The sequence below is a fragment of the Nocardioides sp. Z24_21 genome (assembly GCF_058134345.1).
This window is the reverse complement of sequence record NZ_JBYTTH010000004.1, coordinates 130075-144669: the sequence shown is the minus strand read 5'-3', so window position 1 is coordinate 144669 and position 14595 is coordinate 130075. Positions and strand designations below refer to the sequence as shown.

The window sequence follows — 14595 nt, the reverse complement described above, 5'->3', positions numbered from 1 at the left end:
CCGGCGGGGGGTAGTGAGGGACACACCGGTTGGTGGGCGGGTCGAAAACCGACCAGACCGTCCCTGACTACCCGGACGAGACTAGCCCGGGCGAGCACCTACCCGGGGAAGGACCAGACCAGCAGCTCGGTCGCCTCGGCCGCGCTCAGGACGCGGCCGGGCTCGTCGGTGAGGCGTACGGCGTCACCGGAGCGCAGGTCGAGACCGTCGAGCGTGGCAGCGCCCGTCGCCGCGAAGACGTGCTGGCGCGGGTCGTCGGGCAGGGCCACCGACTCGCCGGCGGCCAGGCGCGCGACGAGCAGCCGGGCGCCGGCGGTGCCGACCGGCAGGCCGTCGCCGCCGGCGACCTCCACCAGTCCGGACGAGGGCTGCGGCGCCTCGCCGAGGACGTACGACGGAGTGGTGCCGGGGGTCGACGGGGTGAGCCAGGCCTGGACGAACCGGCAGCGCCCCGAGTGCCGGTCGGCGACCTCGCTGTGGCGCACGCCGGTGCCGGCGGACAGCACCTGGGCCCGCCCGGCCTCCACGACGTGGCTGGCACCGGAGGAGTCGGTGTGCACGAGCGCGCCCTCGAGCACCCAGGTGACGATCTCGAGGTCGGTGTGCGGGTGCTCGGGGTAGCCCGCGACCCCCGCGACCCCCGCGGCCCCCGCGGCCCCCGCGGCAGAGGGGTCGAGCAGGTCGTCGTTGTGGCACACCAGCGGCCCGAAGCCGAGGTTGGCCGGGTCGTAGTGGGGGCCGAAGGAGAAGGAGTGGCGCGTGACCCGGCCCGCGTCGGTCTCGGTCGACCTCCGCGAACCCGCGTACACGGCGATGCCCATGGCGATATCTTCGCCGGTGTGGCTTCCCCGCACGACCTCCCCCTGCTCCCGCCCGGTTTCCGCTTCGGCACGAGCACGGCGAGCTACCAGATCGAGGGTGCGGTGGCCGAGGACGGCCGGGGACCGAGCATCTGGGACACCTTCGCCGCGGAGCCGGGTCGGGTCGCCGACGGCACCACCGGAGCGGTCGCCTGCGACCACTACCACCGCGTCGACGAGGACGTCGCGCTGATGAAGGAGCTCGGCACGGGCGGCTACCGCTTCTCGATCGCCTGGCCGCGGATCCAGCCGACCGGGCGCGGTGCGCCCAACGAGAAGGGCCTCGCGTTCTACGACCGGCTCGTCGACACGCTGCTCGCCAACGGCCAGGAGCCGATGGTCACGCTCTACCACTGGGACCTGCCGCAGGCGCTCGAGGACGACGGCGGCTGGCTCAACCGCGACACCGTCGAGCGCTTCGCCGAGTACGCCGCGATCGTGGGCGAGCGGCTCGCCGACCGCGTCGCGCACTGGATCCCCGTCAACGAGCCCAACGTCGCCTCGATCCTCGGCTACGGCCTCGGCACGCACGCTCCGGGCAAGACGCTGCGCTTCGACGGCCTGCCCGCCTCCCACCACCTGCTGCTGGCCCACGGCCGCGCCGCCATCGAGCTGCGCCGGGCGGGCGCGACGTCGGTCGGCTGCGCCAACAACCACTCGCCCATCTGGCCCGCGAGCGACGACGACGCCGACGTCGGGATGAGCAAGATCTTCGACGCCCTGTGGAACGGCGCGTTCCTCGAGCCGATGCTCCTCGGGCGATATCCCGCCGACCTGATGCCCCTCTTCGAGGGCGTGATGGCCGACGGCGACCTCGCCACGATCCGCCAGCCGCTCGACTTCTACGGCGTCAACTACTACCAGCCGCTCAAGGTCGCGGCGGCCGACGAGGACTCCGACATCCCCTTCGCCGTCCGCGAGGTCGTCGGCTACCCGACCACCGACCTCGGGTGGCCGATCGTCCCGGACGCCCTGCGCGAGTGGCTGGTGATGTTCCGCGCCCGGTTCCGTGCGGCGCTCCCGCCGATCGTCATCACCGAGTCCGGCTGCGCCTACGGAGGCGACCCCGACGAGGACGGCGTCGTCGACGACCAGGCGCGCATCGACTACCACCGCGCCCACGTCAACGCCGTCGCCGAGGCCGTCCAGCGTGGCGTCGACGTGCGCGGCTACTACTGCTGGTCGCTGCTCGACAACTTCGAGTGGGCCGAGGGCCACCACCAGCGCTTCGGCCTCGTGCACGTCGACTACGACACCCTCGAGCGCACCCGCAAGAAGTCGTTCCACTGGTACGCCGCACTGATCGCCGCGCAACCGCAGCACCTCTGACGCGGCTGGCTGGTCGCCGGGTGGTTGACTGCGCGCCATGGCCGACGAGCGTCCCGTCCCCGAGCGTCCCGTCCCCGACCGCCCCGGTGCGGAGGGGGGCGGCTTCTCGGGCGGCGCGGCGCGCGACAACCACGGCATGACCTGGGTCGCGCTGGTCCTGCTGCTCGTGATGGTGGTCGTGGTCGGGTGGCGGCTCTACGACTTCTGGGACAGCCGCCAGCCGCCGTCCGGCGTGCAGACGCAGCAGGCGACGGTCCTCGGCTTCGAGGATCTCGGCCCGAGCCGCGCCGGACAGAGGTCGACGGAGTACACCTCGGTCGTCTTCGAGCTGCCCGACGGTGAGCAGGCCTCCGCGCTCTACGAGCTGCGCCGCCTCGGCGACGTGGGGAAGGGCGACGAGATCACCGTCTACCAGCAGGGCGGGGAGTGGCGTACGACGGCCGAGCGGGCCTGGGGCTCGACGCTCGGGTGGGCCCTCGGACTGGTCGCGCTGCTCGCGATGGTCGTCGGCTGGTTCCGCGTGCGGTCGCGCGCGAAGCGGCGCGAGAGCCCTGCCTGACACGACCTCCCGCGTTTTGACGGCGACCGCTCCGGGTAGGAGGGGTGCCGGCACCGACCCCGACCGCGCCACTCGACGAAGGACCCCGACCGTGAGCTTCCAGGTGGACCCCGACGCGCTGACCGCGGCGTCGCGACTCGCGTCCAAGCAGCACGACCACATCAGCACGATCGACGACTACATCTCCTCCTCGTGCAGCAACTTCGGCGCCTTCTCCGGGGTGCTCAACCTCTTCCAGGGCAGCTACGAGTCGGCGGTGGCCACGGCCCACGACGGGCTGCGCGACTCCCGCGCGGTGGCCGACAAGGTGCGCGACGCGTTCCTCGACTCGCGCGACGACTACCTCGAGACCGACGAGGCGACCTACGACCGCTTCCGCGCGCTCGCGCCCGACCCGTCGAGCTTCCCGCCCTACGCCCCCGCCGGCAGCGGCAACGACACCCCGGGCGGCCCCCTGTCCGACGCCCCGCAGGACGGCCGCACGATCCCCGACCTCGAGGACAAGCACCCCGGCATCTCCGACGGCGCCTCCGCGGTGGGCGACAAGGTCAAGCCCGGCAACGACGTGGGCGACGTGCCGCCGTGGATGGACCCCACGAAGGCCGCCGGGGACCACGTCTCCGACGCGATCGAGCGCCGCACCGACGAGTACAAGTACTACCGCTCGCTCGGCTACTCCGACGCCGAGGCGCTGGCCTACGCCAAGACCGACGGCATCGACGGCCGCGCCGACACGATCAACCACGACCGGATCAACCGCACCGCCGAGGGCGCCTACCACCGTGAGTACGACCGGGCGATCGCCGAGGGCGCCAGCCCCCAGGACGCCCGCGAGCGCGCCAACGACGCCTACGCCGACTCCCGCTCGCGCGACTCCGCCGACCACGACCGGCGCCGCGACATCGGCGAGACGGTCTCGACCTACACCGACGTCTACGACGAGGGCAAGAAGGTCGTCGACAACGTCAACGACCTCGTCGACACCGTCGGCGAGATCGGTGACAACGCCGACGACCTCGACCGATACGACGACTACCAGTCCCAGCACGAGGACGACAGCGCACAGGAGTGGGCCGGCCGATGACGACGATCACCGAGCACGTCAACCCCGTCTCCGCGGTCTCCGGCGGCACCCCGCCGGGCACCCAGGGGCAGTACATCGAGGACAAGAAGGGCGAGTGCGGCCTGATCATCCCGCCGATCGACGGCATCGTCGACAAGATCACCGGCTGGAGCCTGCTCGAGGCGCTGTTCAAGCCGGTCGCCGGCGACTTCAACGCCGTGTCGTCGATGCAGCTCGCCTGGGGCAACGTCGGCAACGCCTGCGGCGCGGTCGGCCAGAACTACACCTCCCTGGGCCAGCAGCTCCCCGCCGTGTGGCAGGGCCCGGCCGGCAGCTCGGCCCGCTCGCGGATGGCCGACGTCGGTGAGATGCACGCCGACCAGCAGGAGGCCTCGGGCTACATCGCCGAGCAGCTCGGCCACGTCATCGAGGTCGGCAAGGCCACCCTCGACGTGCTGGTGATCGCGATCGACTTCATCGACGGCGTGATCCAGGAGCTCATCATCTCCGGCCTCGCCGGACCGATCGGCTGGCTCAAGGCCGGCGTCTCGGCGCCCGGCAAGGCGCGTCGCATCGTCGAGCTGATCCACGACGGGCTGCGCGCGATCGAGAAGCTCACCCAGGCGGCGCAGGCGCTGCTCAAGGTGCTGCGCTACGTCAACGCCGGCCTCGGCGGCGCCAACGCCGTGCTGTCCTCGATCAGCACCGCCCAGCACGCCGCCGCGGGCAACCGCACCGACGACTCCGCGACGCGAGGATTCTGATGGCCCTCTCCGACGACCCCGGCCTGCAGGCCGCCCTCCAGGACTCCCGCCGGCAGGCGCGCGAGGCGACCGCGTCGCTGCGCCAGCTCGCCGCCCACCTCGGCGCCGAGCGCGACAAGTTCCGCGCCGAGTCGGCCCGCCGCATCCAGGACCTGCAGGCGCAGGCCCGCCGCGGCGAGCTCGGCCCCGACCAGGAGCGCCTGCAGCGCCGGGTCGACGCGGGCGAGACGTCGTGGCGCGACATCGCCTCCGGCGTCGACGACGACCCGTCCGCCGAGGCCGCCCGGGTGCACCTCGGCACGAGCCTCAGCGCGCTGCGCGAGGAGCTCGAGCACGACGAGGCGTTCCAGGAGGCCGACGCGGCCGCGAAGGCCCAGCAGGGGCGGGCCACCCCCGAGGCCTGATCGGTGCCGGAGGCCACCGATAGGCTCCGCAACATGACCGAGCCCACCCGCCGCCGCGTCGTGTTCGTCGTCGGCTCGGGCCGCAGCGGCACGAGCACGATGGCCGGCACCTTGCGCACGCTCGGCCTGCACGTTCCGCAGCCCGAGGTGGTCGCCGACGCGACCAACCCCAAGGGCTTCGGCGAGCCGCGCTGGGTCGTCGACCTCCACACCGAGCTCCTCGCGCGCAGCAACGTGCAGGTCTCCGACGCCCGCCCGCGGGCCTGGCTCGACACCGGCACCACCAGCGGCGACCACGCCACCCGGGCCCGGGTCGCGGCCTGGCTGGAGGAGCAGCTGGCCGTCGGCGACGAGCTCGTCATCAAGGACCCCCGCGCCGCCTGGTTCCTCGGCCTGTGGCGCGCGGCCGCCGACCGGTGTGGCGCCACGTCGTCCTACGTGACGATGCTGCGGCCGGTGACGGAGGTCGTCGGCTCCAAGCAGACCTACTACGGCTCGATGGGGACCGGGCGCGGTGGCGCCGGAGCCGACCAGGGCGCGATCACCCGCACCGCGGCGTGGGTCAACATGATGCTCCACACCGAGCGCGCCACCCGCGGCCGGCAGCGCGCGTTCGTCCACTACGCCGACCTGCTCGACGACTGGACGCAGCCCGTGTTCGCCCTCGGTGAGGCCTTCGACCTCGCCGGGGTCAAGACGGCGATGGCCGTCGACATCGCCGAGGTGCACCGCTTCATCGACCCCTCGCTGCGCCGGGTGACGATGACCTGGGACGACATCCCCGTGCCCGACCGGCTGCGCGAGCTGGCCGACGAGACGTGGCAGGCGCTCGACGCGATCGCCTCCGACGACACTCCCGCCCATCAGGAGTGGTGCGACCAGCTGCGCATCGCCTACGCCGAGCAGTACGCCGAGGCGGAGGCGTTCGCCCACTCGACCGTCGTCGCCCAGCGGCGCGCGGCCGCCGCGGAGGCGCGGCGCGAGGCGGGCGGGCAGCCCGCGCGCAGCGCCGTCGACCGGGTGCCCCACGCCGTGCGCGCGATGGTGCCCCCCGCGGCCCGCGAGCGGCTGCGCAAGGCGATCGGCCGCGAGCGCCCGCAGGGGCCGGGGACGCGCTGATGCCCGACATCGCCTCCCTCGAGGGCGACCCGGCGTACGACGTCACGTGGCCGTGGACGTCCGGCGAGCCGTTGGCCCCGGGCCTGACGTGCGTGTTCCGGGTGCGCAACGAGGCGCGCAACCTGCCGTGGGTGCTGCCTCCGGTCTTCGACGCGGTGCAGCACGTGCTGCTGGTCGACAACGCCTCCGACGACGGCACCGCCGACGTCGCCCGCGAGGTGGCCGAGCGGTGCGGCGCGTCCGACCGGCTCACCGTGCTCGACTACCCCCACCGGGTGTCGCGCGCCGGCGGCGAGCACCTCGCGACGCCCGCCACCAGCGTCCACTCGCTCACCCACTTCTACAACTGGTGCTTCTCGCACGTCCGCACGGCCTACTCGATGAAGTGGGACGGCGACATGGTGCTCACCCCCGAGGGATCGGGCATCCTGCGCGACCTCGCGTGGCAGCTCGAGGCGACCCGCGCGATCGTCGCGATCCCGCGCCACCCGCTGACCGTCGTCGACGAGTCGACCGGCTGGCTCGACCTGTCGTTGCGCTTCCTCGAGCCGTGGGTCTACCCGACGGGGCCCGACACCACCTTCGTGAAGGCCTTCGACTGGGAGCTGCGCGAGCAGCCGCCGGGCATCGAGCGGATCGTGCTGCAGCAGGGCCTGGTCGTCGAGGTCAGGTGGCTCGACGCCGACGAGTACGCCCACTGGCGCCGCGACGGCGTCGACTTCACCAACACCCGGCTCTACCGCAAGCTGCGGGAGTTCGAGGTCGACGAGGCGATCCGCCACGGAGACCCCGAGGCGCTCGGCGGGCTGGTCAAGGTGACCGCACCGCCGGGCGTGCACATCATCGACCACGTCAGCCGTGACTGGCTGTGGCGTCAGCCCCGACCGCTCGTGCAGCACTCGCTGCCCGCCTCGCTCAAGGAGCGCGTGCGACCGTGAACCTCCCTGCCCAGCACCCCCTCCACGACCTCCGGCTCCCGGGCCCGACGCTGGTCGTGGTCGACGACTCCGACAGCCTGGCTCTCGACGCCCTGCAGGGCATCGAGGACGTGCCCGGCATCGAGCCCACGATCGTCGCGCTGTCCTCGCTCACCGGGCCGCGCAAGGGCTGGGGCTCGGTGCTCGTCGTCGCCGCCGACCGGGCCCGGTTGCGCCGGATGGCCAGCGCCGTGCCGGCGCTCGGGCAGTGCAAGGCCGTCGCCTGCTGGCTCACCGACGCCCCCACGCCGTGGGTGCTGATGCCGCGCCCGGAGTGGCCGCGGATGGTGCACCTGGCCGCGCGCGAGGCCGGTGACCGCGGCGTGCTGACGGTCGTCCGGTTCGCCGCCGGAGCCCGCGCCCAGCTCGTCGTGATGGAGATGGCCCGCCAGGCCGCCGGGCCGGGCGACGCCACGCACGGCGGCCTCGTCGTGGCCTATGCCGGCCGACCGGCGGCGCCCGGGCTCGACGCCCGCGCGGTGCTGCTCCCCGACGTGGCGGACGCCGGCGCCGCCGAGCGCGACGTGCCGCCCGACGTGGTGGTCGCCCGGCGTGGCACCACCTCCCAGCAGGGCGTCGCGGCGCACCACGTGATCGACCGCGCCCCGACGGTCGTCACCGACCCCGGGCCCGAGCCGGTCGACGAGCGGGTCTTCAACCCGATCGGCTTCCGCAAGGACTGGGACCACCCCGTCGTCGACCTGGCCCGGATCGGCCGCGGACCGGTGACCGAGGGAGTCGTGGCGGCCGCGCGGGCGTTCCAGGGCGTGCGCCTGCCCGCCGACACCCCCACCGCCGACCTGCTCGCGCTCGCGATCTCGGGCGTGCCGCTCGTGACCTCGGGCGTGGTCGACGTGGCACCGCCGCTGGCCGAGGCCCTCGACGCGGAGGTCGACCTCGACGACGCGCTGCGGCGCGAGGAGCACAGCCTCGCCGTGCGCCGCGCCGCCTTCGACCACCACTCCACGCTGGCCTGGCGCTCGGCGCTGGCCTCGCGGGCCGGCGTACGCCATGTCGGGCTGCAGCCGGTCAGCGCGCTGCTGGCCACCCGGCGCCCCGAGATGCTCGAGTTCGCGCTGCGCCAGGTCGCCCGGCAGCGCGGCGCCGACGTCGAGCTGGTGCTGGCCGCCCACGGCTTCGAGCCCGACCGCGAGGTGGTGCGGCGCGTGCTCGGCGACCGCCCGCACCAGGTGCTCGCGTTCGACCAGGCGGAGTTCTTCGGCGACGTCCTCACCGCCGCGGCGCGCGCCGCGTCGAGCGAGGTGCTGCTCAAGATCGACGACGACGACTGGTACTCACCCGACGCGGTGCACGACCTGCTCATGGCGCGGCGCTTCTCCGGCGCCGACGTGGTCGGGATGCCGTCGGAGTTCGTCTACCTCCACGCCACCGACCAGCGCGGCGACCTCACGGTGCGGCGCAACCACCCCTCGGAGATCTTCGCCCGCTTCGTCGCGGGCGGCACCCTGCTCCTCGACCGCGGCCTGCTCCACTCCCTCGGCGACTTCCGCCGGGTGCGCCGCTACGTCGACGCCCAGCTGCTCGCGGGCGTCGAGGCGGCGGGCGGGCGGATCTACCGCACGCACGGCCTCGGCTACGTCCTGCGCCGCACCGGCGCCGGACACACCTGGCAGCGCGACGACGAGGAGTTCCGCCGGCCTGACATCGTGGCGTCCGAGTGGCCGGGCTTCCAGCCGAGCCGGGCGCTGGAGGTCGACCCGGTCGACCGTCCCGACGGGGGGAGCTAGGACATGGCGCGGCAGCCGGTGGTGCGGCACAACGACTGGGGCTCGCTCACGCCCGCCACCCTCGGCGACTGGGAGCCGACGCTGTCGGTGAGCGTCGTCGTCCCGACCTTCAACTACCAGCGCACCCTGCCCTACGTCCTCGCGGCGCTGGCCGCGCAGTCCTACCCCGACCACCTGCTCGAGGTGCTCGTCGTCGACGACCAGAGCTCGCCGCCGCAGGAGCTGCCCGAGGTGCGCCCCGAGCGCACCCGGCTGATCCGCGTCGAGGAGGGCTGGGGCCGCGCCAACGCCTGCCACCTCGGTGCGCTCGCCGCCGAGGGCGACGTCCTGCACTGGTACGACGCCGACATGCTCGCGCACCGCGAGGAGGTCGAGGCGCACGCCCGCTGGCACCACCTCGTCGACTACGCCGTGCCGGGCGGGCACAAGCTCTTCGTCGACCCCGCCTCCCTCTTCGACCTCGACCCCGCCGTCGTGCGCGACCGGGTCGCGGCCGGCGGGGCGGGCGAGCTGTTCCCCGGCCAGGAGCACGAGCCGCACCAGTGGGTCGAGGACTACTGGGCCAAGACCGACGACCTGCGCACCGCCGGCCCGCGTGCCCAGCGCTACCACATCGGCATGACCGGCTCGGTCAGCAAGGCGCTCTACCTCGACTCGGCCGGCTTCGACCGCACGCTGCGCCTCGGCGAGGACATGCACCTCGGTCACTCGCTCGCCCAGGCGGGCGGCGTCTTCGTGGTCGACCGCCAGGCGCGCAGCTGGCACCTCGGCCGCTCGCAGGTGCTCCGCCGGGCCGAGCAGGTCAACCGCTTCAACGACCCCTACCTCGCCGACCTCGTCCCGACGATGCGCCCCAAGCGCAACCGGCGCGGCCGCGCCTACCAGGTGCCCTACCTCGAGGTCGTCCTCGAGGCCGGGCCCGCCGACGAGACGATCCACCTCGTCGACTCGCTGCTCGACGGCGACGTGCCCGACCTGCGCATCACCCTCGTCGGGCCGTGGGGATCGGTCCACGACGAGCGCGTGCAGCCCGTCGAGGACCCGGTGCTCGAGACCCGGCTGGTGCACCGCTCCTACCTCCACGAGCCGCGGGTGCGGCTGGTCGAGCAGCGGCCCACCGGCTCCGACGCCGAGTTCGTGCTGACCCTGCCCGACGTCTCGCACGCCCCGCTGCCGGCGACGCTGTCGGCCCTGCTCGACGACCTCGAGCGCACCCACCACGGCGCCCGCGTGCTGGCGTACGACACCGGCGCGGCCGCGCGCCTGGAGCGCACGTCGGCGCTGGCGCGGGTGGCGCGCCTGGTCGACGAGGGCGACGACGCCGAGGCGCTGCTCGACGAGTCGTTCGGCGTGAAGACCTATCCCGCCACGTCGGTGGGCTGGGTGCCGGTCGCCGACCGCGTGGTCGAGCGCTTCGTGCTCGGCGCGCGCCCGCCGATGGACCCCGACAAGTCGGAGCACCGGCTGCGCAAGGCGCTGCGCCGCGCCGCGGACGCCTCCGCTGCGGCCGGGCAGGACGGCCCGGGCCGGCCGGCCGAGCCGGCGCCGGGCGAGACGCCGGACGCCGAGGCCGACCACCACCGCCGGGGCATCTTCGGCCGCCGCCGCTGATGGTTCATCACGGTATGTCGGTGAACCCGCACTTCCCACGGTGAGCTCGTCGAGGGAGGCGCCGGTTGGTCTGCATACCGTGATGAACCGTCAGTCGCCGCCGAACAGGTCGCGGGTGTAGACCCGGTCGGCCACGTCGCGCAGCTCCTCGACCATCCGGTTGGCGACGATGAGGTCGACGCGCTCCTTGAAGCCGGCGAGGTCGCTGGTGACCTCCGAGCCGAACCACGAGTCGACGCCGAGCTCGGGCTCGTAGACGATCACCTCGACGCCCTTGGCCTTGAGCCGCTTCATGATCCCCTGCACCGACGACTCGCGGAAGTTGTCGGAGCCCGCCTTCATGATGAGCCGGTGGATGCCCACGACGCGGGGCGCGCGGTCGAGGATGTCGAAGGCGATGAAGTCCTTGCGGGTGGTGTTGGCCTCGACGATGGCCGAGATCAGCGTCTGCGGCACGTCGGAGTAGTTGGCCAGCAGCTGCTTGGTGTCCTTGGGCAGGCAGTAGCCGCCGTAGCCGAACGACGGGTTGTTGTAGTGGGTGCCGATCCGCGGGTCGAGGCCCACCCCGTCGATGATCTGCCGGCTGTCGAGCCCGTGCGAGAGCGCGAAGGAGTCGAGCTCGTTGAAGTAGGCCACCCGCATCGCGAGGTAGGTGTTGGCGAAGAGCTTGATCGCCTCGGCCTCGGTGGGCTCGGTGAACAGGACCGGCACGTCGTCGGCGTCGGCGCCCTTGACCAGCAGCTCGGCGAACGCGCGCGCCCGCGCGGAGTCCTCGCCCACGACGATGCGCGCGGGGTGGAGGTTGTCGTGCAGGGCTCGCCCCTCGCGCAGGAACTCGGGGGAGAAGATGACGTCGGCGATGCCCAGCCGGGTGCGTACGTCCTCGATGTAGCCCACCGGCACGGTGGACTTCACGACCATAGTGGCACCGGGCGCGATGCGGTGCACGTCGCGCATGACGGCCTCGATCGAGGTGGTGTCGAAGTAGTTGGTCACCGGGTCGTAGTTGGTGGGCGTCGCGATGACCACGAAGTCGGCGCCGGTGTGGGCCTCCTCGGCGTCGGTGGTGAAGGTGACGTCGAGGTCCTCCTCGGCCAGGAAGCGGGAGATGTCGTCGTCGTGGATCGGGCTCTCGCCCCGGCGCAGCCGCTCGACGCGCGAGGCGTCGAGGTCGAGGCCGACGACGGTGTTGTGCCGGGCGAGCAGCACGGCCATGGACAGGCCGACGTAGCCGAGGCCCGCGACGGAGATCTTCGTGGTCACGCGAGCAGTCTGCCGCACGCCGGCGACGGGAGCGTGACGACGAGGGCGCGATCGCCCGTCATGGGTAGCGGGGCCGGGTCATCCGGCGATCGGGGTCAGGTCGGACGGCAGGACCGCGGGCACGCCCCGAGCGTGGCGGGGCCGTAGCGTGGTGTCGCCCGTGCAGGCCGGGTCGTCGAGCTCGGGGAGCTCCACGACGCGGGTCGGGTCGGGCCCCCCGGTGACCGGGAGCGTCACCCGCAGGTCCGTGCCGCCGGCGCCGAGCCGGGCGGTGAGCACGGCGGGCCCGGCGTCGAGCTCGCGGACGAACGTCGCGAGGGTGGCTCCACCCCCGCCGCAGGCGGCGTAGGTGAGCCGCCACCCGGGAAGCCGCCCCGCCAGCTCGGCGAGCGTCGTCACGTCGGCCGTGGTCTCGGCGGCGGGTGCGCGGCGCCGGTTGACGCCCTCCTCCAGGCTCACCGACGCCACCCGCAGCCCGAGGTCGGCGAGCCCGGGGTCGGCGGCGGCCTGCTCGAGCAATGCGTCGACCCCGTCGGGGTCGTCGGCCTCCCACGCCGCGTCGGCGTCGGTCGCGCCCGCGTCGCCGATCGGGGCCGAGGCCAGGGGCGGCGCCTCGAACGGGGGCGACTCGGCGTCGAGGCACGTGCGCTCGACCGGGTCGGGCACCGCCCACGCGGTGTCGAGGTGGTGCCGGCCGACGACCTGCACCGCGGCGCTCGCGCCGTCGCCGTCGGGCGCCACGACCAGCTGGGCCACGGCGTCCTGCGTCGGCGCCACGAGCGCGACCCGGACGGCGTCGTCGCACGTGCTCGACGTGGGCGCCCAGCCCGCGGACCGGGCGACCCGCAGCTCGGCCCGGGCGGCGCGCTCGACGCCGGCGGCGTAGGGCGTCGTGCGCTGTGCGACGACCCGGTCGACCTGACCCCTGCTGCCGAGCGCCGGGCCGGCCATTGTCGCGGAGGTGGGCGCGACCCACGGGTCGGACCACACCGCGACCGCCGCGTCGACGTCACTGGCGTCGGAGACGATGCCCGCGTCGTCGGAGCAGCCGGCGAGCACCGCCGCCGTCACGACGGCGACGGCGCTCAGGACGGCGTGACGGCGAACCACGGCTCGTCCCACCCGGAGACACCGAGGTCGCCCCTGGTGAAGTCGTCGCGCGAGACCGTCTGCTCGCGTCCCGTCGCGGGGTCGTAGATCCTCAGCGAGTCGCCGTCGCCGCCGGTGACGAGGACGACGTGGCCGGGCCGGGTGGTGTCGCCGACGTAGAGGGGCACGTGGTGGCCGTCCTCGACCGAGTCGGCGATGTGGTCGTAGGTCGCGCCGCGGTCGCCCGGGGCCACCGTCTGCACCTCGTAGTCGCGCCCCGGCGCGCCGCTGCCGTCCTGCGCGGACATCTCGTTGGCGAGCGCCCATGGCTGGGTGCCGGCGGCCTCCGGCCACGGGAACTGGAGCTCGCCGTCACGGTCGCGGACGGCGTTGGTGCGCTCGTGCATCGCGAGCGACTCGTCGGCGAAGCGCTGCTCGGGGGTGCGCGGGTCGGTGACACCGGTCGCCGCGTCGTAGCCGGTCTCGATCCACAGCGCGTAGGCCGGGTCGTTGAGCATCCGCGACATCACCAGGCTCGAGGAGCCGCAGGTCGTCTGGTCGGGCTGGGAGTAGGAGCCGTCGGTCGGCGGGTCGAGGCCGTCGAGCTGGGCGGGGCTCATCGTGTGGAGCTTGGCGAGGTAGTTGGCCAGGGCGGCGCCGGTCAGCCCCGAGGCGACCCCGGCGAGGATCCACGCGCGCTCCTGGTCGCTGCGGGCGCCGGCGAGGGCGTCGCGCACCGCCTGCTGCTGCGCGGGGGTCAGCTGGTCGAACGCCTCGTCGTAGGCGGCCAGGGCGGAGCCCGACAGCGGCCCCTCCTCGTCCTCCCAGGCGTTGACCAGCGACACCGCGCTGATGCCCCGGGGCAGCGAGTCGGGCAGGTCGATCTCGTCCATCGCCCGGCGGATCGCGGCGCGAGCCACCCGCACGGCGTCGCGGGCGTCGGCGTAGGAGCCGATCGCCTCCCGCACGGCGTGGACGACCCCCGCGACCACGCCGCGGAGGTGGTCGACGAGCTCCCACGGCATCAGGTCGCCCCACGAGAGCTCGAGGTTGTTGCGCAGCATGTCGTCGGCCCGGGCGTGCCGCTCGCGCGCGTCGGCCATCGCGTCGGCGAGGGTCTCGAGCGCGGTCACGACGCCGGTCGCGGCGGGAGGGACGGTCGCCGTACGCGTGCCCAGGCGCCGCATCGAGGTGCGGAAGGCGTCGCCCGACGTGCCGCGCCACACGGTCGCGTCGATGCGCTCGCGGCAGGTGTCGAGCTCGCCGCACCCGCGCTCGACGACGCCGGCGATGCGCCGCCACGCGGCCGCCGCGGCCGTCAGGTCGCGGGGGTCGGGGGCGGGCGGGTCGGTGGCGATCTCCACGGCCGTCGCTACGGCGTCGACGATCGTCTGGGCGGCGTCCCACGGCGGCCAGAGGTCGATGTCCTCGACGACCGCCAGGACGCCCCTCAGCCGGGAGACGGTGTCATCGAGCAAGCCCATGGAACTCTCCCGCCGAGCTGCCGTCGGTCGCCTCGAAGTCGGCGATGCACTGCTCGGTGCCGGTGCGGTGCTCGTCGATCACGCCTCGCACGACGCGCAGCACGCCTTGCATGTCGCCGGCCGCGTCGGCCAGGGCGTCGGCCAGGTCTCCGAGGGCGTGACCGGCGGCCTCGCCCGTGTGGTCGAGGCCGTCCTGGACCTCGGCGCGTGCGTTGTCGCCGTAGTGCCATCCGGCGCGGACCGCCGCGGGGTCGAGCTCGATGGTCATGGTGCCTCCCTGTCAGGAGGATTCCCCTCCCGGTGGCGATCAAACAAGGCGGTCGGC

At 73.9% G+C, this 14595-nt stretch carries 14 protein-coding genes; 9 read left to right on the top strand and 5 right to left on the bottom strand.

The features are described from left to right. Positions 1-98: 98 nt before the first annotated feature. Positions 99-821, bottom strand: a complete 723-nt coding sequence (locus AC3X7Z_RS14235; protein WP_489976333.1) for a pirin family protein — start codon at positions 819-821, stop codon at positions 99-101. 18 nt (positions 822-839) lie between these two features. On the opposite strand from AC3X7Z_RS14235, the gene AC3X7Z_RS14230 reads away from it, so the two are divergent. From AC3X7Z_RS14230 to AC3X7Z_RS14190, 9 genes are all read left to right on the top strand, one after another. Next, on the top strand, positions 840-2189 hold the full coding sequence (locus tag AC3X7Z_RS14230) for a GH1 family beta-glucosidase (RefSeq protein WP_186339561.1): 1350 nt from the start codon (positions 840-842) through the stop codon (positions 2187-2189). 37 nt (positions 2190-2226) lie between these two features. After that, a complete protein-coding gene (locus AC3X7Z_RS14225) occupies positions 2227-2748 on the top strand; it encodes a hypothetical protein (RefSeq protein WP_489976332.1) in 522 nt (173 codons plus the stop codon). 91 nt (positions 2749-2839) lie between these two features. Beyond that, positions 2840-3832 (top strand): hypothetical protein, encoded by a 993-nt coding sequence (locus tag AC3X7Z_RS14220; RefSeq protein WP_186339559.1) that lies wholly within the window; start codon positions 2840-2842, stop codon positions 3830-3832. Further along, positions 3829-4575 (top strand): hypothetical protein, encoded by a 747-nt coding sequence (locus AC3X7Z_RS14215; RefSeq protein ID WP_489976331.1) that lies wholly within the window; start codon positions 3829-3831, stop codon positions 4573-4575. The genes AC3X7Z_RS14220 and AC3X7Z_RS14215 overlap by 4 nt, the downstream gene beginning before the upstream one ends. After that, the gene (locus AC3X7Z_RS14210) at positions 4575-4979 is read left to right on the top strand and encodes a hypothetical protein (RefSeq protein ID WP_489976330.1); all 405 of its coding nucleotides are present in this window, start codon (positions 4575-4577) and stop codon (positions 4977-4979) included. The genes AC3X7Z_RS14215 and AC3X7Z_RS14210 overlap by 1 nt, the downstream gene beginning before the upstream one ends. A gap of 33 nt (positions 4980-5012) precedes the next feature. Further along, positions 5013-6098 (top strand): sulfotransferase family protein, encoded by a 1086-nt coding sequence (locus AC3X7Z_RS14205; RefSeq protein WP_186339556.1) that lies wholly within the window; start codon positions 5013-5015, stop codon positions 6096-6098. Next, a complete protein-coding gene (locus AC3X7Z_RS14200) occupies positions 6098-7036 on the top strand; it encodes a hypothetical protein (protein WP_489976329.1) in 939 nt (312 codons plus the stop codon). Before AC3X7Z_RS14205 ends, AC3X7Z_RS14200 begins: the two co-directional genes overlap by 1 nt. Next, a complete protein-coding gene (locus AC3X7Z_RS14195) occupies positions 7033-8823 on the top strand; it encodes a glycosyltransferase (protein ID WP_489976328.1) in 1791 nt (596 codons plus the stop codon). Before AC3X7Z_RS14200 ends, AC3X7Z_RS14195 begins: the two co-directional genes overlap by 4 nt. Positions 8824-8826: 3 nt before the next feature. Beyond that, positions 8827-10434, top strand: a complete 1608-nt coding sequence (locus tag AC3X7Z_RS14190) for a glycosyltransferase (RefSeq protein WP_489976327.1) — start codon at positions 8827-8829, stop codon at positions 10432-10434. Between the two features lie 90 nt (positions 10435-10524). Here the strand turns inward: AC3X7Z_RS14190 and AC3X7Z_RS14185 are convergent, their stop codons facing one another. From AC3X7Z_RS14185 to AC3X7Z_RS14170, 4 genes are all read right to left on the bottom strand, one after another. Next, on the bottom strand, positions 10525-11697 hold the full coding sequence (locus AC3X7Z_RS14185; RefSeq protein WP_186339552.1) for a nucleotide sugar dehydrogenase: 1173 nt from the start codon (positions 11695-11697) through the stop codon (positions 10525-10527). Positions 11698-11775: 78 nt separating this feature from the next. Further along, positions 11776-12807, bottom strand: a complete 1032-nt coding sequence (locus AC3X7Z_RS14180; protein ID WP_489976326.1) for a hypothetical protein — start codon at positions 12805-12807, stop codon at positions 11776-11778. Beyond that, a complete protein-coding gene (locus AC3X7Z_RS14175; RefSeq protein WP_186339550.1) occupies positions 12783-14270 on the bottom strand; it encodes a hypothetical protein in 1488 nt (495 codons plus the stop codon). The genes AC3X7Z_RS14180 and AC3X7Z_RS14175 overlap by 25 nt, the downstream gene beginning before the upstream one ends. Next, entirely contained in the window at positions 14254-14538 is a 285-nt protein-coding gene (locus AC3X7Z_RS14170) for a hypothetical protein (RefSeq protein ID WP_489976325.1), read from the bottom strand. Before AC3X7Z_RS14170 ends, AC3X7Z_RS14175 begins: the two co-directional genes overlap by 17 nt. Positions 14539-14595 lie beyond the last annotated feature (57 nt).

Bases quoted from the DNA above. Each gene is read 5' to 3' on its own strand.
- AC3X7Z_RS14175 (WP_186339550.1), bottom strand. From the start codon at position 14,270: ATGGGCTTGCTCGATGACACCGTCTCCCGGCTGAGGGGCGTCCTGGCG.
- AC3X7Z_RS14225 (WP_489976332.1), top strand. From the start codon at position 2,227: ATGGCCGACGAGCGTCCCGTCCCCGAGCGTCCCGTCCCCGACCGCCCC.
- AC3X7Z_RS14210 (WP_489976330.1), top strand. From the start codon at position 4,575: ATGGCCCTCTCCGACGACCCCGGCCTGCAGGCCGCCCTCCAGGACTCC.
- AC3X7Z_RS14235 (WP_489976333.1), bottom strand. From the start codon at position 821: ATGGGCATCGCCGTGTACGCGGGTTCGCGGAGGTCGACCGAGACCGAC.
- AC3X7Z_RS14190 (WP_489976327.1), top strand. From the start codon at position 8,827: ATGGCGCGGCAGCCGGTGGTGCGGCACAACGACTGGGGCTCGCTCACG.
- AC3X7Z_RS14215 (WP_489976331.1), top strand. From the start codon at position 3,829: ATGACGACGATCACCGAGCACGTCAACCCCGTCTCCGCGGTCTCCGGC.
- AC3X7Z_RS14170 (WP_489976325.1), bottom strand. From the start codon at position 14,538: ATGACCATCGAGCTCGACCCCGCGGCGGTCCGCGCCGGATGGCACTAC.
- AC3X7Z_RS14205 (WP_186339556.1), top strand. From the start codon at position 5,013: ATGACCGAGCCCACCCGCCGCCGCGTCGTGTTCGTCGTCGGCTCGGGC.
- AC3X7Z_RS14200 (WP_489976329.1), top strand. From the start codon at position 6,098: ATGCCCGACATCGCCTCCCTCGAGGGCGACCCGGCGTACGACGTCACG.